General features: G+C 53.5%; 22 protein-coding genes and 1 other RNA gene. 13 read left to right on the top strand and 10 right to left on the bottom strand.

Annotation, left to right across the window (positions count from 1 at the left end; genetic code table 11):
- Nucleotides 1-14: 14 nt before the first annotated feature.
- The 3 genes from ACMV5H_RS12120 to smpB all read right to left on the bottom strand — a co-directional run bounded on the left by ACMV5H_RS12120 (nt 15) and on the right by smpB (nt 2,288).
- Nucleotides 15-1,016 carry an ABC transporter substrate-binding protein gene (locus ACMV5H_RS12120; RefSeq protein WP_166733188.1) on the bottom strand — a complete coding sequence of 334 codons (1,002 nt, stop codon included), beginning with the start codon at nt 1,014-1,016 and terminating at the stop codon, nt 15-17.
- A 377-nt stretch (nt 1,017-1,393) separates the two neighbouring features.
- Nucleotides 1,394-1,757: a transfer-messenger RNA gene (gene ssrA / locus ACMV5H_RS12115) on the bottom strand.
- Between the two features lie 48 nt (nt 1,758-1,805).
- Nucleotides 1,806-2,288: an SsrA-binding protein SmpB gene (gene smpB, locus ACMV5H_RS12110; RefSeq protein WP_021178921.1), complete on the bottom strand. Its 483-nt coding sequence runs from the start codon at nt 2,286-2,288 to the stop codon at nt 1,806-1,808.
- Between the two features lie 161 nt (nt 2,289-2,449).
- Here smpB and ACMV5H_RS12105 point away from each other — a divergent pair, with 161 nt between their 5' ends.
- Entirely contained in the window at nt 2,450-2,884 is a 435-nt protein-coding gene (locus tag ACMV5H_RS12105) for a type II toxin-antitoxin system RatA family toxin (protein WP_021178920.1), read from the top strand.
- Complete coding sequence (locus ACMV5H_RS12100) at nt 2,877-3,161, top strand: RnfH family protein (protein ID WP_115160311.1); 285 nt, start codon at nt 2,877-2,879, stop codon at nt 3,159-3,161. The genes ACMV5H_RS12105 and ACMV5H_RS12100 overlap by 8 nt, the downstream gene beginning before the upstream one ends.
- Nucleotides 3,162-3,274: 113 nt before the next feature.
- On the opposite strand, the gene bamE is transcribed toward ACMV5H_RS12100, so the two are convergent.
- From bamE to nadK, 3 genes are all read right to left on the bottom strand, one after another.
- Nucleotides 3,275-3,613: an outer membrane protein assembly factor BamE gene (bamE, locus tag ACMV5H_RS12095; RefSeq protein ID WP_021178918.1), complete on the bottom strand. Its 339-nt coding sequence runs from the start codon at nt 3,611-3,613 to the stop codon at nt 3,275-3,277.
- Nucleotides 3,614-3,716: 103 nt separating this feature from the next.
- A complete protein-coding gene (recN, locus tag ACMV5H_RS12090) occupies nt 3,717-5,378 on the bottom strand; it encodes a DNA repair protein RecN (protein WP_115160310.1) in 1,662 nt (553 codons plus the stop codon).
- Nucleotides 5,379-5,464: 86 nt separating this feature from the next.
- The gene (nadK, locus tag ACMV5H_RS12085; protein WP_021178916.1) at nt 5,465-6,343 is read right to left on the bottom strand and encodes an NAD(+) kinase; all 879 of its coding nucleotides are present in this window, start codon (nt 6,341-6,343) and stop codon (nt 5,465-5,467) included.
- Between the two features lie 124 nt (nt 6,344-6,467).
- On the opposite strand from nadK, the gene grpE reads away from it, so the two are divergent.
- Nucleotides 6,468-7,043 (top strand): nucleotide exchange factor GrpE, encoded by a 576-nt coding sequence (gene grpE / locus ACMV5H_RS12080; RefSeq protein ID WP_059201557.1) that lies wholly within the window; start codon nt 6,468-6,470, stop codon nt 7,041-7,043.
- Between the two features lie 52 nt (nt 7,044-7,095).
- On the opposite strand, the gene ung is transcribed toward grpE, so the two are convergent.
- Nucleotides 7,096-7,779 (bottom strand): uracil-DNA glycosylase, encoded by a 684-nt coding sequence (ung, locus tag ACMV5H_RS12075; RefSeq protein WP_021178914.1) that lies wholly within the window; start codon nt 7,777-7,779, stop codon nt 7,096-7,098.
- A 348-nt stretch (nt 7,780-8,127) separates the two neighbouring features.
- Between ung and grcA the strand changes: the two genes are divergently transcribed.
- From grcA to ACMV5H_RS12060, 3 genes are all read left to right on the top strand, one after another.
- On the top strand, nt 8,128-8,511 hold the full coding sequence (grcA, locus tag ACMV5H_RS12070) for an autonomous glycyl radical cofactor GrcA (protein ID WP_021178913.1): 384 nt from the start codon (nt 8,128-8,130) through the stop codon (nt 8,509-8,511).
- A 188-nt stretch (nt 8,512-8,699) separates the two neighbouring features.
- Nucleotides 8,700-9,650 carry a phospholipase gene (locus ACMV5H_RS12065; RefSeq protein ID WP_373368459.1) on the top strand — a complete coding sequence of 317 codons (951 nt, stop codon included), beginning with the start codon at nt 8,700-8,702 and terminating at the stop codon, nt 9,648-9,650.
- A complete protein-coding gene (locus ACMV5H_RS12060) occupies nt 9,643-10,398 on the top strand; it encodes an ankyrin repeat domain-containing protein (RefSeq protein WP_414821897.1) in 756 nt (251 codons plus the stop codon). Before ACMV5H_RS12065 ends, ACMV5H_RS12060 begins: the two co-directional genes overlap by 8 nt.
- A 51-nt stretch (nt 10,399-10,449) precedes the next feature.
- On the opposite strand, the gene srmB is transcribed toward ACMV5H_RS12060, so the two are convergent.
- Nucleotides 10,450-11,766, bottom strand: coding sequence for an ATP-dependent RNA helicase SrmB (srmB, locus tag ACMV5H_RS12055; RefSeq protein ID WP_021178910.1), 1,317 nt, complete (start codon nt 11,764-11,766; stop codon nt 10,450-10,452).
- 87 nt (nt 11,767-11,853) lie between these two features.
- Here srmB and trmN point away from each other — a divergent pair, with 87 nt between their 5' ends.
- Nucleotides 11,854-12,633 (top strand): tRNA(1)(Val) (adenine(37)-N(6))-methyltransferase TrmN, encoded by a 780-nt coding sequence (gene trmN, locus ACMV5H_RS12050; protein WP_115160306.1) that lies wholly within the window; start codon nt 11,854-11,856, stop codon nt 12,631-12,633.
- A gap of 4 nt (nt 12,634-12,637) precedes the next feature.
- Here the strand turns inward: trmN and nadB are convergent, their stop codons facing one another.
- Nucleotides 12,638-14,239: an L-aspartate oxidase gene (nadB, locus tag ACMV5H_RS12045; RefSeq protein ID WP_181817572.1), complete on the bottom strand. Its 1,602-nt coding sequence runs from the start codon at nt 14,237-14,239 to the stop codon at nt 12,638-12,640.
- A gap of 213 nt (nt 14,240-14,452) precedes the next feature.
- Between nadB and rpoE the strand changes: the two genes are divergently transcribed.
- The 4 genes from rpoE to rseC are packed head-to-tail and all read left to right on the top strand — an operon-like array spanning nt 14,453 to nt 17,144.
- A complete protein-coding gene (gene rpoE / locus ACMV5H_RS12040) occupies nt 14,453-15,028 on the top strand; it encodes an RNA polymerase sigma factor RpoE (RefSeq protein WP_012146382.1) in 576 nt (191 codons plus the stop codon).
- 30 nt (nt 15,029-15,058) lie between these two features.
- Nucleotides 15,059-15,712: an anti-sigma-E factor RseA gene (rseA, locus tag ACMV5H_RS12035; RefSeq protein WP_065686636.1), complete on the top strand. Its 654-nt coding sequence runs from the start codon at nt 15,059-15,061 to the stop codon at nt 15,710-15,712.
- Nucleotides 15,712-16,671 carry a sigma-E factor regulatory protein RseB gene (gene rseB, locus ACMV5H_RS12030; RefSeq protein ID WP_071683948.1) on the top strand — a complete coding sequence of 320 codons (960 nt, stop codon included), beginning with the start codon at nt 15,712-15,714 and terminating at the stop codon, nt 16,669-16,671. Before rseA ends, rseB begins: the two co-directional genes overlap by 1 nt.
- Nucleotides 16,668-17,144, top strand: coding sequence for a SoxR-reducing system protein RseC (rseC, locus tag ACMV5H_RS12025; RefSeq protein ID WP_021807684.1), 477 nt, complete (start codon nt 16,668-16,670; stop codon nt 17,142-17,144). The genes rseB and rseC overlap by 4 nt, the downstream gene beginning before the upstream one ends.
- Here the strand turns inward: rseC and ACMV5H_RS12020 are convergent.
- Entirely contained in the window at nt 17,141-17,965 is an 825-nt protein-coding gene (locus ACMV5H_RS12020; protein WP_115160304.1) for a DUF6585 family protein, read from the bottom strand. The genes rseC and ACMV5H_RS12020 overlap by 4 nt on opposite strands.
- Nucleotides 17,966-18,497: 532 nt before the next feature.
- Between ACMV5H_RS12020 and lepA the strand changes: the two genes are divergently transcribed.
- Nucleotides 18,498-20,297: a translation elongation factor 4 gene (gene lepA / locus ACMV5H_RS12015; RefSeq protein WP_166733180.1), complete on the top strand. Its 1,800-nt coding sequence runs from the start codon at nt 18,498-18,500 to the stop codon at nt 20,295-20,297.
- A gap of 31 nt (nt 20,298-20,328) precedes the next feature.
- The gene (gene lepB, locus ACMV5H_RS12010) at nt 20,329-21,306 is read left to right on the top strand and encodes a signal peptidase I (RefSeq protein WP_021807687.1); all 978 of its coding nucleotides are present in this window, start codon (nt 20,329-20,331) and stop codon (nt 21,304-21,306) included.
- The last annotated feature ends 62 nt before the right edge of the window (nt 21,307-21,368 follow it).

The raw sequence follows: 21,368 nt of genomic DNA, 5'->3' as shown, positions 1-21,368 counted from the left end.
TTGCGCCACTGCTGTCATTTATCTAGCCCAAGATTTCTGAGCTGTTCGCCAACTTGTTCTGCACCATAGATGGTACGAATCGTTGGGTTCATTGCCTGGCCGTCCATCACGACGATGTGGCCTTTTTTCACCGCATCTAATTGACTAACAGCAGGATCGGTTTTGAGAAATTTAATCTTTTCTTCTGCGTTATCGAGCGCCCAGCGATTTCGGTCAAGGCTTGAAACCACTATCACATTGGGGTTAGCGGCGATGATGCTTTCCCAACCGACGGTTGGCCACTCAGTCTCTGAGGTGATGGCGTTATGGCCGCCTAACAGATTAGCGATAAAACCGGAGGCGCTGTTCTTGCCGCCGACATAGGCGTCAGAGGAGGGGGAAGAGCTAGAGAACCAGAAGACAAACGAAAGATCCTGGTTGTTTTTTCCGAACTCCCGGCGAAGATCTGCTTCGCGTTGTTTAAAATCGGCAATTAACGCCTGGCCGCGATCTTCGACGTTGAAGATTTTGGCAAAGTCCGCAATCTCTTGGTAAAGGAAGGTCATGTCCCACAGTTTTTGGCGGCTACCGTACATATCGCCAATGTCTTTTTTGGTTGCGCACATACCAGGAGACATATAGCTATTTACGCCAACGGTGGCGAGATCTTCGCGCTTGGCGACTTTACTTTCTGGGCCGAGCAGCAAAGGCAGTTGTGCGGGAACAAAATCAGGGTCTTGCGCAAGAATGGATTCCAACGTTGGTATTTCTACCGTCAGCGTTTTGATTTTCTCATTCTGTTCAGCCAGTTGCGGCAGCACTTTAGTCGGCCAAAACGCACTGGCGACTATCTTGTCCTGCAATCCCAATAGCAGCAGAATTTCGACGGTATTTTGTCCCAGTGCGACGACGCGCTCGGGGGCTTTGGTAAACGTCTCTTTATAGCCACAATTCTCAATGGTTAGAGGGTACGTGGTTGCCAAAGCAGAACTGGCCGAGGCGAGCACCATTCCTAACGCACAGATGACCTTTTTCATTTAACACTACTCTTAGCGGGATGAGTTTTGACTGCGGAAACGCAATGATAATGAAAATTATTTATTATGCGATAAAAATTTACTGCTTAACCCATGGAAAACCACGCATTAAATACCCATCAAGATTAGGGATTAAGTGGTGAAGAACACGTCAAGTAGGTGATGACGCAGTGGGTAACTGTTTAACCTGATTTTGGCTCAGCATCAGGCCAGGGTTGTTAAGAGGTGATGTTGGTATCCTTAGCAAATGAAAACAATATTAACTCACTGATTTTATTTTAAATAATTGAATTTAAAACACAAAAAAGCCCGCAACGTGAATTGCGGGCTTTTTCGTCACTGTCGCCGGGTCTATCTGGTATCACTGGCGACCTATTTGGTGGAGCTGGGGGGATTTGAACCCCCGTCCGAAATTACTACACCGTCGGCACTACATGCTTAGTCCAATCTTTACATTCGCCGGTCAGCTGCGGATGGACACGCCACTAACAAACTAGCCTGATTAGATTTAGCACTTCAGCCCCAGGCAGGACTTCCATGCGATCTCTTTTGGGTTTGACCTCTCTTTATCCCCGTCTTAAGAGCGGAAGCTAGGGAGAGAGGGCTCTAAGCAGGGTATTAAGCTGCTAGTGCGTAGTTTTCGTCGTTTGCGACTATTTTTTTGCGGCTTTTTACGAGGCAAACCGCCCCTCGGCATGCTCCTAGGGCTTCGCAAATCCCGTCGAATCCAGAATCAGCCCCAAGTACTTTGTGCAGTATAACAGAAGATTACCCTGTTAAGCCAGCGGCTTAACGATTGGCATGCTTCATGATACGGGCTTTCGCCGTCTGCCACTCACGATCTTTGATGTCATCGCGCTTATCGTGTTCTTTCTTACCTTTGGCTACGCCGATCTTCACCTTGCTCCAGGCATTTTTCCAATACATGGAGAGGGCGACGACGGTATAACCATCGCGGGTAACGCGGCCGATCAGTGAGTCTAGCTCACGTTTTTTCAGCAGGAGTTTACGGGAACGTGTTGGATCGCATACCACATGAGTTGAAGCAACGTTCAGCGGCGAAATGGTGGCGCCAAACAGATAGGCTTCACCGTCGCGGAACATCACATAACTGTCGCTGATGTTAGCTTTGCCAGCACGCAGTGATTTTACTTCCCAACCTTGCAGGGCCAAACCCGCCTCGATCTCCTCTTCGATGGAGTATTCGAAACGTGCTCGCTTGTTTTGTGCAATGGTCGCGGAACCGGGTTTGTATGCTTTTTTCTTTGTCATAGTGCGCTCATTATACTGGATGACGCAGCGAAAGAAATCCTTTCCCACTCAGCACCTGCGCAATTTCTCGCATTTTGGATCCGTGCCGCGCGTAGCAGATTTTTTGTTTGGCGCCCGATAAATGGTATTATCTGTACGTTTTTTGCCTCTCAGGAAATGATATGCCCCAGATCAGTCGATCTGCATTAGTGCCATTCAGCGCTGAGCAGATGTATCAGTTGGTTAACGATGTTCATTCTTACCCCGATTTTCTGCCAGGATGCACCGGCAGCCGGGTGATTGCCGCTTCCCCAAATGAAATGACCGCCGCGGTAGAGGTGGCAAAAGCCGGCATCAGCAAAACCTTTACCACGCGCAATACGCTGCTGGATAACCAAAGCATCAATATGCAGCTGGTCGATGGCCCGTTCCGCAAGCTGATGGGCGGCTGGCAGTTCACCGCGTTAAGCCCCGAGGCGTGCAAGGTAGAGCTGCACCTGGATTTTGAGTTCACCAACAAACTGATCGAGCTGGCCTTCGGTAAAGTGTTTAAAGAACTGGCCGGTAGCATGGTGCAAGCGTTCACTCAGCGCGCCAAAGAGGTCTACAGTGTCTGAGATACGCGTTGAGGTGGTCTATGCGTTGCCAGAACGCCAGTATGTGCGCCAGGTTAAGTTGGCCGCAGGCAGCTGCGTTGAGCAGGCCATTCTGGCTTCTGGGCTGTTAGAGCTACGTAGCGATATCGATTTGGCCAGCAACAAGGTGGGTATTTACAGCCGACCGGCCAAGCTGAGCGATGTGCTCAATGATGGTGACAGGGTAGAGATTTACCGGCCATTGATTGCCGATCCGAAAGAACTGCGCCGTCAGCGGGCGGAAAAGGCAAAAAAATAAGGCGCTGAATGCGCCTTATCTTCATCAGAACGTTGTCTTCCGAGTTGCAGCCTGCGACTGTCATGAAGGATTTCACTCTTCCCCCATGGGCCGGATGACAGCTCCGGCTCGGCTTACTCGGTCAGTGCCGGTTTATTCTGCAGATCCGTCAACACGCCTGCGCTGTCGAACGTCAACGTCAGCGTTTGCTGCGTGATCTTCTCATGGCCTGGCTCTTGGCGGAACACGTAGAACCACGTCTGGGTACCAAACGGATCCTGCATCATTGGCGTGCCCAATGTGTAAGCAACCTGTTGTTGCGTCATTCCCTTGTGGATTTTTGCCACGTCGGTTGGTGTCAGGTAGTTACCCTGGTTGATATCAGGCCGGTAAACCACCTTCTCAAAAGTAGAACAGCCTGCGGTCAGCATCACAAGAACCACAGCGGCAGCTGTCAGCATTTTACAGCGCATAATAATCACATTCCTTTAGGGCATAGGATGCCGATGATAATAGACCTTGCAGCAGTTGGGAACCTTTACAGGGCCTCATTATGACCTCAGGAAAGTAAAAAAGTTATGCGGCCAGCAATTCTTTTGCGTTTGCCAGCGTATTTTTAGTGACTTCACTGCCGCCGAGCAGGCGCGCCAGCTCTTGCAGACGGGCACGTTTGTCCAAGGGGGACATCTGGGTTTCGGTTTCCGTGCCGTCGGTTTGCTTGCTGACAAATAAATGCTGATGACCGCAACCGGCGACCTGTGGCAGGTGGGTCACGCACATAACCTGGGTTGATTCACCCAACTGACGCAGCAGGCGGCCAACAATGGCGGCCGTTGGGCCACTGATGCCTACGTCTACCTCATCGAAGATCAGCGCCGGGGTTTCCATTTTACGGGCGGTAATGACCTGGATGGCTAACGCGATGCGGGAAAGCTCACCGCCGGAGGCCACTTTTGCCAACGGCTGCAGCGGTTGCCCCGGGTTGGTGGAGACGCAGAACTCAACGCGGCTGGCCCCCTCGCTGCTAAGGTATTCCGGTTCAAAGCGGACGTCGATATTAAATTTGCCGTGCGGCATCGAGAGCGCATTCATGCTTTCGGTGATCAGGGTAGTTAACTCGGCTGCATAGTGCTGCCGCTTCTGGTGCAACTGCTCAGCCAGCGCCAGCGCCTGTTGATGATGCAGGTTGACCGCTTCGCTCAGGTGTTGCTGATCGCTGGCCTGTTGGGAAAGCAGCTGTTGCTCATCCAGCAGTTGTTGATGCAGGCCGGGTAATTCTTCCGGTGAAACATGGTGCTTTCGTGCCAGGCTGATTTGGCGCGACAGGCGCTGTTCCAGCTCATGCAGGCGGTTGGGATCGAGATCCATGCGGTCTGCGTAATGGCGCAGTTCATCGCTGGCTTCGCTGATTTGGATCGAGGCTTCTTCCAGCATGTCCAGCAGGCCGCTTAGCTTCTCATCCATACCGATCAGGTCCATCAGCAGGTGCTTGGTGGTGTAGAGCTGGCTGAGCATGTTGTGTTGCTCGTCATCGGCAAGCAGTTGCAGGGCCTGCTGGCTGAGGGTCAGCAACTGGCCGCTGTTGGCCAGGCGCTTGTATTCGCTGTCGATCTGCTCAAATTCACCGGCCTGTGGGGCGAATTCGTTCAGTTCTTTCAACTGGTATTGCAGCAGTTGCTTGCGGGCATCGCGCTCGAGAGATTGTTGCTGATGGTGCGCCAGTTCGCGGCAGCTTTGATACCATTGGTGGTAGGCCTGGTGCATGGCGGCCTGCAAGGCCGGTTCGCCAGCATAGGCATCCAGCAACTGTTTTTGGTGTTCGGGTTTTAGCAGCAATTGGTGAGCGTGCTGGCCGTGGATTTGGATCAGGCGCTGGCCAAGCTCCCGTAATTGGGAAAGGGGAACCGCGGTGCCGTTGATAAAGCCACGGGAGCGGCCATCTGTTCCGATCACGCGGCGTAGCAGGCACTCGTTGCTGTCATCCAGCTGGTTTTGTTCCAGCCATTCGCGGGCGGATGGGGTATCTGCCAGTGAGAAGCGGGCACAGATATCGGCACGGGAGGCCCCCAGACGTACCACGTTGCCGTCGGCGCGATTGCCGAGGCACAGGCCTAACGCATCAATAGCAATCGACTTACCGGCACCGGTTTCACCGGTGATTGCCGTCATACCCGCTTGAAAGTCGATCTCCAACTCACGAACGATAGCAAAATTGCTGATGGTTAATTGCGCCAACATAGGGACCTTCCTGTTCATAAACACATAACTGTGATTTCATACAGTATAAACTGGTTTTATATACAGTAAAGCGGTTGGCGCCATTTTTAGAATAATTTTTTTGACCAGCCCAGTTTGGTACTCAACGTATTGAAATAGCTGTAGTCCTTGGGGTGGATCAGGTTTAAGTGGAAGTCGCTGCGGCGGATCAGTACCTCTTCGCCTTCCTGGATGGGCAGGGCGATCTGGCTGTCGCAGCTGATTTCCAGATCGCTGCCGATATGGGAAAACTTCAGGCGAATGGTGCTGTCACCGTTGATCACCAGCGGCCGGGCGGAAAGCGTGTGCGGGAACATTGGCACCAGCGCGATGGCTTCCAGCGACGGAGTCAGAATGGGCCCGCCTGCGGAAAGCGAGTAGGCGGTGGAACCGGTTGGCGTGGCGATGATCAGGCCATCGGAACGCTGCGAGAAGGCGAAGCGATCGTCAATATAGACTTCGAACTCGATCATGTGCGCCACCTTGCCAGGGTGTAACACCACTTCGTTAATCGCGGTGCTGACTCGGCATTGCTGGTGCTCTTTATGGACGATGGTTTCCAGCAGGAAGCGCTTCTCGTCGATATATTCCCCTTCCAGCACGTCCGCCAACTGCTGGAGTGCGTTGTCCGGGTCGAGATCGGTCAGGAAGCCGAGATTGCCACGGTTTACCCCGATCACCTTGATGTCATAACGCGCCAATACGCGCGCAGCGCCCAGCATGTTACCGTCACCACCCACCACGACGGCCAGATCGGCCCGTTGACCAATCTCCGCCAGGCTGCCGGTGTCTACGTCTTTCATGCCCAAATCGTGGGCAATCTGGCGTTCAAGGATCACCTTGTAGCCACGGGCAACCAACCATTCGAACAGCATTTCATGAGTAGCCAATGCGGAAGGGTGACGCGGGTGCCCAACAATGCCAATAGATGCAAATTTTTTCTTCATCGCTGCCATTTTCCTCACCAGGGACGGTTTATGCCCCACATTGTGACCGGTTGACTTGAAACCCCGGTTTTGATCCCCATAATAAGCCAAGTTGCGAGATTAATGCTAAAACGCGGAGATATTCATGAGTAGTAAAGAACAGAAGACGCCAAACGAGCAAGCCTCGGAAGAAATGGAACAGCAAGTACAGCACGAGGAAGCCATGGCGGCAGGCGCCGATCTGCGCGATGATCGCATTGCCGAGTTGGAAGCCCAACTGGCTGAAGCTCAGCAACGCGAGCGTGACAGTGTGCTGCGTGCCAAGGCCGAAATGGAAAACGTTCGTCGCCGTAGCGAGCAGGATGTCGAGAAGGCCCACAAATTCGCGCTGGAAAAATTCTCCGGTGATTTGCTGCCGGTGATCGACAACCTGGAGCGTGCGCTGGAGCTGGCGGACAAGAACAACCCTGAACTGGTCGCGATGATCGAAGGGATTGAACTGACGCTGAAGTCACTGCTGGACGCGGTACGCAAGTACGGCATCGAAGTGGTAGGCGAGCTCAACGTGCCATTTAACCCGGACGTTCACCAGGCGATGAGCCTGATGGAATCAGCCGACCATCAGCCGAACCATGTGATGATGGTGATGCAGAAAGGCTATACGCTGAATGGCCGTCTGTTGCGCCCTGCGATGGTTGCGGTATCCAAAGCCAAGTCTTAATAAGACCTGCTGAGGATAAAGGCACCTTCGTGGTGCCTTTTTTGTGGCCGGATCATTCCTGCGGCAGGTGCGGTACCCAGTCAATCGGTGCCAGGCCTTGTTGTTCCAGTAACTGATTGGTTTGCGAAAAGTGGTGGCAACCCAGGAAACCGCGATGGGCAGAAAGCGGGGAGGGGTGCGGCGCTTTCAACACATGATGGCGCTGGCGATCGATAAAGCTCCCTTTCTTTTGTGCGTGTGACCCCCACAGCAGGAACACGACACCCTCGCGATTTTCGTTTAGCGCGGCAATAACCTTGTCGGTAAAGGTTTCCCAGCCCAGATTGGCGTGAGAATGCGCGCGGCCACCTTCAACGGTTAATACGGTATTGAGCAGCAGTACGCCTTGCTCGGCCCAGCTTTGCAGGCAGCCGTGTGTCGGGCGTTCAAAGCCGGGGATATCCGTCACCAGCTCTTTGTACATATTGACCAGTGAAGGCGGTGCAGGGATGCCTGGGCGCACGGAAAACGACAGGCCATGGGCCTGGTTCGGGCCGTGATAGGGATCTTGCCCCAGGATCACCACTTTGACGTCCGCCAACTCGGTAAAGCGGAAAGCATTAAACACGTCTTTCTGCGGTGGATAAATGGTCTTACCAGCCTGGCGTTCATTAGCTACAAAGGCGAGTGTATCGAGAAAGTAGGGCTGCTCTTTCTCTTTGCCGATGACGTCGTGCCAGGTGAGGGAGGTAGACATAAGCACTCTCCTTTGTTTTTGTTAGCAATTCATGGTGCATAGCTTACCGTTAACCCCCGCTCGGCGAAACCCGCTTTTTCCATGGGTATGGTGAGCGAGATATACAAATATTTTTGAAAATTTACAAAAATAATTTTAACGAGCAAAAAGGTAAAATTGATATAAAACATAAATTTGCCTCTGCTGCTCATTCGGCTACCCCGTAAAAATTGATTTTAGTCAAAGAATTGACCCGGTTTGACTGGTATACAGAACAACAAGACAACATTGGTTTTACCAAATGGCCGGAAACCACAACCGAGTTTTCGGCGACGTAGAAATTTTTCGCCCTATTACGGAGGCAACAAAATGATTACTGGTATTCAAATCACTAAAGCGAACAATCAAGCACTGGTGAACTCTTTCTGGCTGCTGGATGAAGAGAAATCAGAAGCGCGCTGTGTCTGTGCCAAAGCGGATTACGCGGAAGATCAGATCGTGCCTGTTAGCGAACTGGGCCAGATCGAGTACCGCGAAGTGCCGATGGAAATGCAACCTACCGTGCGCGTAGAAGGTGGTCAGCATCTGAACGTGAACGTGCTGCGCCGTGAAACGCTGGAAGATGCCGTTAAGAACCCAGAAAAATACCCGCAGCTGACCATTCGTGTTTCTGGTTATGCGGTGCGTTTCAACTCACTGACGCCAGAACAGCAACGTGACGTTATCGCACGTACCTTTACCGAAAGCCTGTAATTTTCGGCTAGGTAGACAAAAGGGAGCTTCGGCTCCCTTTTTTAATGCCTTCACGGCAGAAAATAGATTTTGATCACATTAGCTGCAAAAAATAATCATTCCCATTACAGAACTCGTAGGACTCGCCGATAGCTAAATCAGTTCCATTTGGGGCTGTCTATGGATAAGGAGTCTTTATGAGTTTGCCTTTGAGTTTCATCTCGACGTTGACGCCCATCACTGCGGTATCTGCTGCGGCACTCCCGGCTCAAGACGCAATAAAATCAGTCCACACCGACGAGCCGCAGGTGACAAAAGTTGCTGTGTCGCCCCCCTCTGAAAATAGCCGTAATGCACAAAACCTGTTGGATTCACTGACTCGCGATCTCTCTGCTGCGGTACCTTTTGCCCCAAAGCTGGAGATGTCTCGTGGGCAAGCGTCTCAGCAGGGGGATTACTCTTTGGCGCTATTGGCCAAGGATGTCTACAACCTTACGGGGCAGGGGGCAGAGGGTTTTTCGCGCATGAGTGATAACGATTTGCTGGGTTTTGGCATTGACCCCGCAAGTTTATTGGATACAGCCTCGGGGTTACAGGCGGGTATTTATTCGAATAAGCAGCACTATGTGCTGGCCTTCGCCGGTACTAATGACATGCGCGATTGGCTGAGTAATGTGCGTCAGGCTACGGGGTACGACGATGTGCAGTACAATCATGCCGTGGCAATTGCCAAGAATGCCAAAGCGGCGTTTGGTGACGGGTTAGTGATCACCGGTCATTCGTTGGGGGGAGGGTTGGCAGCAACGGCGGCGCTGGCAACGGGTTCTCTGGCGGTAACATTCAACGCCGCTGGGGTTTCCGATCATACTCTCAACCGTTTCGGTATTAATCCCGCTGCGGCAAAGCAAGATGCAGAATCTGGCGGGATCCGTCGTTACAGTGAACAATACGATATGTTGACGGGGACGCAGGAGTCGACGTCACTGCTTCCCGATGCGATCGGGCATAAAATAACCATTGCCAACAATGAGACTCTGAGCGGCACTGATGCTTGGCGGCCGAGCAAATATTTCGATCGCAGCATGACGGCACATGGCATCGATAAAGTAATCAGTTCAATGGCAGAACAGAAGCCATGGGAGATCAAGGCGAATGCCTAAAAGGTGGTGCAGAGGCTGCGGGATGGCGGCTCTCATTGTGCCCCTGTTTGGGATCGCTGGGTTATTGATGGTAGCCAAGGAGCACTATATGGAACAGCAAACTTCGCCATTTGCGGGTACCGATATCTTGTCTTTATCACAGGCGGTGGCTGAGGATGACGTTTGGAAAATTAGCCAGCAGGCAACGATTGAACGGCTTTATGTGCGGGGAGATTTGCAGATCACACTGTTGCAGTGGGCGATTCTGCAGCAGAGGCCAGGCAGTGTACAGGCGTTGATACAGGCGGGAGCAGATATTGGGCAGCCTGGTATGGAGGGCAACGGGGCATTGCATACGGCGGCGATGGTTAAGGATGCGCAATATTTACGCTTGTTATTGCAACAGGCTCCCCAGGTTAATATGCGTAATCTGGTCACTGGTGCTACGCCATTAGCCGCTGCCGTGCTGGCGGGGCGGGAGGAGCAGGTGCGTATGCTGTTGAATGCCGGGGCTGATAGTACCTTGAGTGACAGAGTAGGGGATACGCCCTTGCACCTGGCCGCAAAAATCAACGCACCTGAGTTGGCGCTGCTGCTGTTACAAACGGGGGCTGATGCCAAGGCACAAAATCAGCAAGGGAGAACGTTCCAGTATTATTTTGCCCAGACGCCAATGCATTTGCAGAATAGCGAGTTGCGTGAACAGTACCGCCAATTGGAGGTCTGGCTCAAAAGTCAGCAATTGGCTGAGCACTATACTCAGCCTTGAAAATAGAAAAACCGCCCTCAAAGTGATGGCGGTTTTTTGATGGCAGAGAGATTATTCTGCGTCTGGTTTGGCTTTTGGCTTGCGGCGCTTACCGACGTTTTTCGCGTCGCGATGGCGTACCTTCACCTTGGCCTTCTCTTTGTTCTTCAGCTTGTCTTCGATGCGCTTGGCCAGCACCTTCTTCGAGGGCTTACCGTTGCTCTTCTCGCTAGGCACCTTGGTGGATGGACGCAGTTCGTCGATCACGCGGGCTTTCAGTGGCTCATTGAGGTAACGCCCCACTTTGCCCAGCAGCAGATGGTCGTGCGCTTCTACCAGCGAAATGGCGGTGCCTTTACGCCCGGCACGGCCAGTACGGCCAATGCGGTGCAGATAGGTATCGGCAGTGCGCGGCATATCGAAGTTGAACACGTGGGTGATATCCAGGATATCCAGCCCGCGTGCTGCAACGTCGGTAGCGACCAGCACGTTGACGCGGCCATCCATCATGCGTTTTACCGCTTCGTTACGCTTGGCCTGCACCATTTCCCCTTCGAGATAGCAGGTGTTGATGCCTGCTTCACGCAGCCAGGCGGCCAGCTCATGCACGCGCTCACGCTTACGTACAAAGATCACTGACTTCTGCACGTCCGGCTGTTGCAACAGATGCACCAGCAGGGCGGTTTTATGCTTCACGTCATCGGCGCGGTAATACCATTGCAGGATCTTTTTACGTTCGCGGCGGGAAGGATCGGCTTCAACCTCAACCGGGTCTTTCAGGATACGCTCGGCAAACTCGCGGATCGCTTCGCCTTCCAACGTTGCGGAGAACAGCAACGTCTGGGTACGCCAGCGGGTTTCGGCCGAGATGGTCTCGATGTCTTGCGCAAAGCCCATATCGAGCATGCGATCGGCTTCGTCCAGGATCAGCGTTTCTACCGCGCGGCAGTCAAAGTTTTCTTCTTTGATGTATTGCAGCAGGCGGCCGGTGGTGGCAACCACCACGTCCTGGTTTTCGCTAAAGACTTCGGCGTGGTTCATATACGCCACGCCGCCGGTGATGGTGGCGATATCCAGCGAGGTATGCGCAGCCAATTCACGAGCCTGATCGGCCACCTGCATTGCCAGCTCACGCGTCGGGGTGAGGATCAGTACGCGCGGTGGGCCAGACTTCTTGCGTGGGAAATCCAGCAGATGTTGCAGAACCGGCAACAAGAATGCGGCGGTTTTGCCTGTGCCGGTCGGTGCCGAACCTAATACGTCGCGCCCGTCCATGGCTGGCGGGATCGCCTCTGCCTGGATAGCGGTGGGGCGATCGTAGCCTTTATCACGCAAAGCGAGGATCAGGCGCTCATCGAGTTCGAGTTCGGAAAAATTGGTTGCTGTCATTATCTACCTCTACTTGGGGCGCCGATTATAGACGGGATGGCCGCAGGGTTCACCCTTTTTAACTTTTACCCTAAATCAGTTTGCCTTATGCTACGCCAGTTTTGTCTGCTGGTGGCCATTGTGAGTAATCAAAATAAAACAAAATCGACCCCGCGCCGCGGCGGTTTTACCTTTAAACAGTTCTTTGTCGGCCACGATCGTTGTGCGATGAAGGTCGGTACCGATGCGGTTATGCTCGGTGCCTGGGCTAGCGTGGATAACGTGCAACGGGTGCTGGATATTGGCTGCGGCAGTGGGCTGATCGCCCTGATGTTGGCGCAGCGCACGGCTGGTGAGGCCACCATCGATGCGGTTGAGCTGGATAACACCGCCGCCTTGCAGGCGCGTGATAACGTGTTTGAGTCACCTTGGCCGCAGAAGATCCAGGTGCACAGCCAGGATATCCATCATTTTGCCCAGCAGCATGCCCATTGTTACGATCTGATCGTCAGCAACCCACCGTATTTTGAGCCTTCCGTCGCCTGCCGCGATCAGGCCCGTACCAACGCCCGCTATACGGAAACGCTGACTCACGACGCTTTGCTGGATAGCGCTGAAAGGTTGATAACTGCGGAGGGCCATTTCTGCGTGGTGCTGCCTTACGAGATTGGTGAAGCTTTTGAAGTGAATGCCCACCAACGTGGCTGGCACACCGCACGACGGCTGAACATCAGCGACCGGGCCGATACGCCAAAGCACCGCTTGATGCTGTCACTAGCGCGTAAACCGGTGGCAAAAGAAGAGGCGGAGTTGGCAATAAAACTGGCGGATGGCAGCTACACCACCGATTTCCGCCAGTTGATTACCGATTTCTATCTGAACTACTGAAGCCTCAGGGTTGCAAAATGGTGGGTTTTGGCTCCGGCAACATGTCCGGGTAATCCAGCGTGTAATGCAGCCCACGGCTTTCCTTGCGCTCCATCGCGCTGCGCACAATCAGTTCCGCCACCTGCACCAGATTACGTAGCTCCAGCAGATTGTTGGAGATGCGGAAGTTGGCGTAATACTCGTCGATCTCCTGCTGCAACGTATTGATGCGGCGTAGTGCTCGCTCCAGGCGTTTGGTGGTGCGCACGATCCCGACGTAGTCCCACATAAACAGCCGCAGTTCGTGCCAGTTGTGCTGGATCACCACGCGTTCATCCGAATCATCCACCCGGCTTTCATCCCACTGCGGCAACTGTTTGGCCAGCTTGATGGCAGGCAGGCGCGTCAGAATATCTTCGGCGGCGGACCAACCATAAACCAGGCATTCCAACAGCGAGTTGGATGCCATGCGGTTGGCTCCGTGCAGGCCGGTGTAGCTCACTTCACCAATCGCATACAGGCCGTCCAGATCGGTACGGCCATGCTGATCGACCATCACGCCGCCGCAGGTGTAATGCGCCGCAGGGACGATCGGGATCGGCTGTTGCGTCAGGTCAAAGCCCAGCGTCATCAGCTTTTCGTGGATCATCGGGAAGTGCTGGGTGATAAATTCCGCCGGTTTGTGGCTGATATCCAGGTACATGCAGTCTGCACCCAGGCGTTTCATCTCATGGTCAATCGCACGAGCGACGATATCACGTGGAGCCAGCTCACCACGCAGATCAAAGTCTGGCATAAAGCGGCTGCCGTCTGGGCGTTTCAGATGGGCACCTTCACCGCGCAGCGCTTCGGTCAGCAGGAAGTTACGTGCCTGCGGGTGGAACAGGCAGGTTGGGTGAAACTGGTTGAATTCCAGATTGGCGACACGACAGCCAGCGCGCCAGGCCATGGCGATACCATCGCCCGAAGAGATGTCCGGGTTGGTGGTATATTGATAAACCTTGGCCGCTCCGCCGGTGGCTAACACCACCGTTTTGGCACGGTAGGTTTCCACCTGCTCCCGCTCACGGTTCCAGACGTAAGCGCCCACTACGCGCTTGGTGCCCGGCAAGCCGATCTTGTTGGAGGTGATCAGGTCGACGGCGTTGCGGCGCTCCATCACGCAAATATTGGGGTGAGCACTTGCTTTCGCTACCAGGGTAGTCTCTACTTCTTTGCCGGTGGCGTCGGCGGCGTGGAGGATGCGCCGATGGCTGTGCCCGCCTTCCCGCGTCAGGTGATAGCGTTCTTCACCTTGGGAATTGGTTTCGGTGTCGAACAGCACGCCCTGATCGATCAGCCACTGTACGCAGTGGCGTGCATTGCTGGCAATAAACTCGACGGCGTCTTTGTCACACAGGCCGGCTCCGGCGATCAGCGTGTCATCAACGTGCGAGGCGATGCTGTCCGTTTCATCAAACACCGCGGCGATCCCGCCTTGGGCATAAAAGGTGGCGCCTTCATTGAGCGGACCTTTGCTGAGTACAGTAACCTTGCAATGTTGCGCCAGGCGCAACGCCAGGGAGAGGCCAGCAGCACCGCTACCGACGATCAATACATCGCTAACATGTTCAGATGATGGTTGCATAACGTATGATGTGTGCAGAAGAAGAGTGAAATTCATGTTAGCCTACTTGTCCGGGCAAAAGCCACGGACAAGGTGACATCAACAAAAAAACAATGGCGGTATGGAACTTAGCGTTCCGTATGAACTCCAAGCGAGTGCTTGCTCAGGAAAATAATGTATGGCTGGCGGTACAATTTCACGCGTGGAGATAGATTTGGGGAGAATTTACCTCGGATGAGCGAGCAGTTAACGGATCAGGTTCTGGTTGAGCGGGTCCAAAAGGGCGATCAGAAATCGTTTAACTTACTGGTAATTCGTTACCAGCATAAAGTGGCGAGTCTCGTTTCGCGCTACGTACCACAGGGCGACGTGCCGGATGTGGTGCAGGAGTCGTTTATTAAAGCTTATCGCGCACTGGAGTCGTTCCGTGGCGATAGCGCCTTTTACACCTGGTTGTATCGAATTGCTGTCAATACAGCAAAAAATTATCTGGTTGCTCAGGGCCGGCGCCCACCGTCAAGCGATGTGGATGCCAATGATGCCGAAAATTACGAAAGTGCGGGTGCACTGAAAGAAATTTCGAACCCTGAGAACTTAATGTTGTCAGAAGAACTGAGACAGATAGTTTTCCGTACCATTGAGTCACTCCCAGAGGATCTTCGCATGGCGATTACCCTGCGGGAGTTGGATGGTCTAAGCTACGAAGAGATAGCCGCCATCATGGATTGCCCGGTCGGAACCGTACGTTCACGTATTTTCCGTGCTCGGGAGGCTATCGATAATAAAGTTCAACCGCTGATCCAACGTTAGCGATAGCGGACACTGGAAGGGTACTTAGGCATGCAGAAAGAAAAGCTTTCCGCTCTGATGGATGGTGAAATGCTCGACAATGAGCTGCTGAGTTCATTGAGTAAAGATCGGGCGCTTCAACAAAGCTGGCAGAGCTATCACCTAATCCGTGACACGTTACGGGGTGATATCGGGCAAGTCATGCATTTCGATATCGCAGACCGTGTTGCTGCCGCATTGGAAAAAGAGCCCGCTCGTCTGGTTCCTTCGGCAATTCCCGAATCTCAACCGCAACCTCACACCTGGGGTAAACTGCCGTTCTGGCACAAGGTTCGTCCTTGGGCTAGTCAGCTCACTCAAGTCGGCGTCGCCGCTTGTGTTTCTCTGGCAGTGATCGTGGGTGTGCAACAGTACAATCAGCCAACGGCCCAATCAGGCGCGGCTGAAGCACCAGCGTTCAATACGTTGCCAATCATGGGGCAAGCTTCCCCGGTCAGCCTGGGCGTACCGGCAGACAGTTTCTCAACCGGCAGCGGCCAACAGCAGCAGGTGCAGGAACAGCGTAAGCGTATCAATGCCATGCTGCAGGATTATGAGCTGCAACGCCGTTTGCACTCCGATCAGCTGCAACTTGAACAAAGCAGGCCACAGCAGGCCGCCGTTCAGGTTCCTGGAACTCAGTCTTTAGGAATGCAACAGCAGTAATGAAGCAAATCTGGTTCTCCGTTTGTCTTTTAACGGGCAGCCTGCTCAATTCAAATATCGCCTCGGCGCAGGAACCTGCGTCCGGGGCGTTATTGCAACAAATGAGCAGTGCCAGCCGTTCACTCAACTATGAACTCGCCTATATCAGCATCAGCAAGCAGGGGATAGAGTCGCTACGCTATCGCCATGCGGTGATCGATAAGCAGCCCCTTGGGCAGTTGCTGCATATGGACGGCCCTCGTCGGGAAGTGCTGCAACGTGGCGGTGGGATCAGCTATTTTGAGCCTGGTCTGGAACCGTTCACGCTGTCTGGCGATCACATCGTCGACGCCTTGCCCGCCATCGTGTTTGCCGATTTTGACTATCTGGCGAAATACTACGACTTCATCTCCGTTGGCCGTACCCGCATTTCCGATCGGCCTTGTGACGTCTACCGCGTCGTGGCTCGTGACGGCTCCCGTTACAGCTATGTGGTCTGGATGGATATGGAGACCAAGCTGCCGCTGCGGGTCGATTTACTCGATCGTGATGGCGAAACGCTGGAACAGTATCGGGTCATCTCGGTCGTGGTGGGCGATCAGGTGAAAAACGTCATGCAACCTTTGCTCAAGGCCAATCTGCCACCGCTATTGACCTTACCCGCGGCTGAAGACGTTAAGCTTGCCTGGAATGCTGGTTGGTTGCCCGCGGGCGTTAACGAGGTGGCGCGTAATCGCCGTAAGTTACCGAATGTGGCGGTGCCGGTTGAATCGCGGCTTTATAGCGATGGCTTGTTCAGCTTCTCGGTTAACGTCAGCCCTTCGGGCAGCAATACCAGCCAACAGTTTTATCGTCAGGGCCGCCGCACCATCCAAACCGAAATTCGTAATGGCAATGAAATTACCGTGGTTGGGGAATTACCTCCTTCAACGGCGAAACGCATTGCCGACAGCATTACTTTCAAGGTAGCGCCGCAATGATGAAAGAGTGGGCCACGGTGATCTCGTGGCAACAGGGTGTGGCACAGCTGCGTTGTGAGCCTAAAGCCGGCTGTGGCAGCTGTACCGCACGTTCTGGCTGCGGTGCTCGCGCGTTCGACGAACTGGTGCCTGAAAGTGAACATCACCTGCAGGTGGCAATCGCCCAGCCTCTGGAACCCGGCCAGCGCGTCGAAGTCGGTATCGCCGAAGGCAGCCTGTTGCGCTCGGCGATGCTGGTCTATCTGACCCCGTTATTAGGCATGATGCTAGGCGGTGGCCTGCTGCAATGGTGGTTGGGCAGTGACGCTGCGGCGGCACTCGGTGGGATTTTAGGGGGCGGCCTCGCTTTCCTGATCGCACGCGCATTGGCAAAACGCCTCGGCGAACAGGCCAATTATCAACCCGTGGTGCTGCAAATCGGGTTGCCGCCCGGTGCCTTGCGGTTGAATACTGAAACCGAATCCCCGATTTAATACGGCGGCCGCGTCATCGCCGGGTTGTTATAGGCGGGGATGCGGTTGTTGATCATATGCTCCATCAGCGCAATAAACAGATCGGCGCTGAACAGCGAGTCATAACCCAGCGAAAACAGCTCATTACCTTGTAGATCCAGCAAACGAAGGGTGCCTAGCTGCAGATTGCTTTCCAGCCGGTGGATCTTTTCGATCTGAACCTGCGCCTGGGCGATACTTAGCGTCGTAGCGCTAAGCCGTAATGTTTGAGTTGGCTTCTCTTGCCACGAACCAAGCCAGCCCCTACCGCTAATGAGATAGCCGAAGGTCAATATTTCCCCCTGATAAAGCGAATTTAATGCCAGCGGGCCGCGTTGCTGGATCTGTTGCTGGATCAGGGTTTCAATCAGCTGCCGGGAGTGCGAGATATTGCTCTTGATGCTGTACCAGAACCCCGCCTCCGAGGTGCGAAACGCCATATTGTCGTTCAGCCCGCCAAGCAGCCTGCTACTGCGAGAATGGTAGATATCGGCAATCTTTTCAAACGCAATAAACCGTTCTTTATGACTGTGGTGATCCAGCACGCGCACGCCGTGCTCATACAGGCGATAGGTCAGCATTGGCCGCAGATAATGGCGCAATGCCAACAAAGTCGTGCCTAACAGAATGGTAGCCGCGCCGGCTTGCAGTAAGGCCAGAACGTGAGGATCTTCCATGTTGCTCAATAACGGCATTAATAACAGCGCCGCACCGAGTGTGAACAGCAGCGTTACCGCTGCCAAAATGCCCCAGTTGACCTTGGAAAAATCGTGCCGGCTCAGCATTTGCCCTTTATCGATCATGATAAACCTTCCAATCAATGTTCAGAGGAGATGCTGGTGAACTCTGGTGGGCTTGCCGATGTCGTAGTGCCCTGAAGTCTGTTTTTATCCAAAGTTCTTGCCACTTGTAACCGAGGGGCAAAGGAGCGTATATCAGGTTTATCCTAAAGCTTCTGCGTTGCGACTTAACTGTAAGTTATTGATAAAAATATTATTTATTAAAAAATTAAGATTGGGTTTATTGCGTAATCGCGTAATATGTATTACCACCGGGTAAATAGTGTCTGGCCAAGAGGATTGGCGCAATTAACCCACAATTTTTATCAGGCCTTCGCCGCGTTAATATCTGCTTTCATCAACTGCGGCGCGTTGTAACACTAAACTACGTATAATCGAATAGCTTCCCGACACCGATTGCTAGGTTTTCAGTGTTGTGGCATGTAGAATGCTGCGATTCAGGCGAAAAATAGCCGACCCATTCACTGTCGCTTTATGTCCATGCGGGTTCCATAGGCGAGTAATTCAGAAATACCAAGGCAGAAAAACTAATTAAATGAAACACATAAGAAATTTTTCTATCATTGCCCATATTGACCACGGTAAGTCGACGCTGTCTGACCGTATTATCCAAATCTGCGGCGGCCTGACCGAACGTGAAATGGCCGCACAGGTGCTGGATTCTATGGATCTGGAACGTGAGCGTGGTATTACCATCAAAGCGCAGAGCGTAACGCTCGACTATAAAGCCAATGATGGGCAGGTTTACCACCTCAACTTTATCGACACCCCTGGGCACGTTGACTTCTCCTATGAGGTTTCCCGCTCACTGGCCGCCTGTGAAGGCGCATTGCTGGTGGTGGATGCCGGGCAGGGCGTAGAAGCCCAGACCTTGGCCAACTGCTATACCGCACTGGACATGGATCTGGAAGTGGTGCCGGTGTTGAACAAGATTGACCTGCCAGCCGCCGATCCGGATCGCGCCGCACAGGAAATCGAAGATATCGTGGGCATTGATGCGACTGACGCGGTACGCTGCTCGGCAAAAACCGGCGTTGGCGTACCAGACGTGCTGGAGCGTCTGGTGCGTGATATCCCGCCACCAGAAGGTGATGCGGATGCTCCGCTGCAGGCGCTGATCATCGATTCCTGGTTTGATAACTACCTTGGCGTTGTCTCCCTGATCCGCGTGAAAAACGGCACCCTGCGCAAGGGCGATAAAGTTAAGGTCATGAGCACCGGCCAAACTTATAACGCCGACCGCCTGGGGATCTTCACCCCGAAACGTGTCGATCGCGACGTGCTGAACTGTGGCGAAGTGGGCTGGTTGGTCTGCGCCATTAAAGATATCCTCGGCGCGCCAGTGGGCGATACCTTGACGCTGGCTCGCCAGCCAGCAGATAAAATGCTGCCAGGCTTCAAAAAAGTGAAGCCACAGGTGTATGCCGGCCTGTTCCCGATCAGTTCCGACGATTATGAAGCCTTCCGCGATGCGCTGGGCAAGCTTAGCCTGAACGATGCCTCCCTGTTCTATGAACCAGAAAGCTCTACCGCGTTGGGCTTTGGTTTCCGCTGTGGCTTCCTGGGTCTGCTGCACATGGAGATCATTCAGGAGCGTCTGGAGCGTGAATACGATCTGGAGCTGATCACTACGGCACCTACGGTAGTGTATGAAGTCGAAACCACCGGCAATGAAACCATCTACGTCGACAGCCCTTCCAAGCTGCCGCCGTTGAATAACATCGCTGAACTGCGTGAGCCGATTGCAGAGTGTCACATGCTGATGCCGCAGGAATATCTGGGCAACGTGATCACGCTGTGTATCGAGAAGCGTGGCGTACAGACCAACATGGTTTACCACGGTAACCAGGTGGCGCTGACCTACGAAATTCCAATGGCCGAAGTGGTGCTAGACTTCTTTGACCGTTTGAAATCTACCTCGCGCGGTTACGCCTCGCTGGACTATAACTTCAAACGTTTCCAGGCCTCGGACATGGTGCGCGTTGACGTGTTGATCAACAACGAACGCGTAGATGCGCTGGCGCTGATCACTCACCGTGATAACGCACAGTATCGTGGCCGTGAACTGGTCGAGAAAATGAAAGAGCTGATCCCACGCCAGCAATTTGATATTGCTATCCAGGCGGCGATCGGCACGCATATCATCGCTCGTTCTACGGTGAAACAGCTGCGTAAAAACGTGTTGGCCAAGTGCTACGGCGGCGACGTCAGCCGTAAGAAGAAGCTGCTGCAGAAGCAGAAAGACGGTAAAAAACGCATGAAGCAGGTGGGTAACGTTGAGTTGCCGCAGGAAGCGTTCCTGGCCATTCTGCACGTGGGTAAAGACGGTAAGTAAGAGCGAAAGCTCGCGTAACTAGGGAGTTTGCATGGCGAATATGTTTGCCTTGATCCTGGCGATTGCCACTTTGGTGACCGGGATCATCTGGTGCTTTGAGCGCTTTAAATGGGCGCCGGCACGCCGGGCGAAAATCGCGGCGGTCAATGCACAGGCGGCCGGAACGGTCGACGAAGCGGCCTTGGCGAAAGTGGCAAGGCAGCCGGGGTGGGTTGAAACCGGGGCTTCGGTGTTCCCGGTATTGCTGTTGGTGTTTGTGGTGCGTTCGTTTATTTACGAACCGTTCCAGATCCCTTCAGGCTCAATGATGCCGACGCTGTTGATTGGTGATTTCATTCTGGTGGAAAAATTTGCCTACGGCGTAAAGGATCCGATCACCCAGACCACGCTAATTGAAACCGGTCATCCCAAGCGCGGTGATATTGCGGTATTTAAATATCCGCGCGACACCAAACTGGATTATATCAAGCGCGTGATTGGCGTACCTGGCGATCGCGTGACCTATGATCCGGTGAATAAGCGCGTGACGGTGCAAGAGTCCTGTAATAGTGGCCAGGCGTGTGATACCGCATTGGCGGTCACCTACAGCGATATGCAACCGAGCGATTTTGTGCAGATGTTTACCCGCAGCGGCATGGGCGAAACCAGCAACGGTTTCTTCCAGATCCCTCTGACGGATAATGTGCCACAGGGCGGTATTCGCCTTGGTGAGCGCAAGGAAACTCTGGGCAACGTAACTCACCGTATTCTGACTGTGCCCGGCGCACAAGATCAGGTCGGTGCTTACTATCAGCAGCCAGGCCAACAGTTGGGCGAGTGGGTAGTACCGGCCGGCCATTACTTCATGATGGGCGATAACCGCGATAATAGTGCAGACAGCCGTTATTGGGGATTCGTGCCTGAGAAGAATCTGGTAGGTAAAGCCACGGCGATCTGGATGAGTTTTGAAAAGCAGGAAGGTGAATGGCCAACGGGCGTCAGATTGAGCCGTATCGGTGGTATTCACTAATAGCGTTTTACAAACTGCAGCCAATTAGGCTGCAGTTTGACAGGCAATGGGTCTATATAAAC

This window comes from Serratia sp. N21D137, from assembly GCF_047530005.1.
GTDB classification, from domain to species: Bacteria; Pseudomonadota; Gammaproteobacteria; order Enterobacterales; family Enterobacteriaceae; genus Chania; species Chania fonticola_B.
Note: the sequence above shows the minus strand (reverse complement) of the source record. Positions and strands in the feature narration are given on the sequence as shown.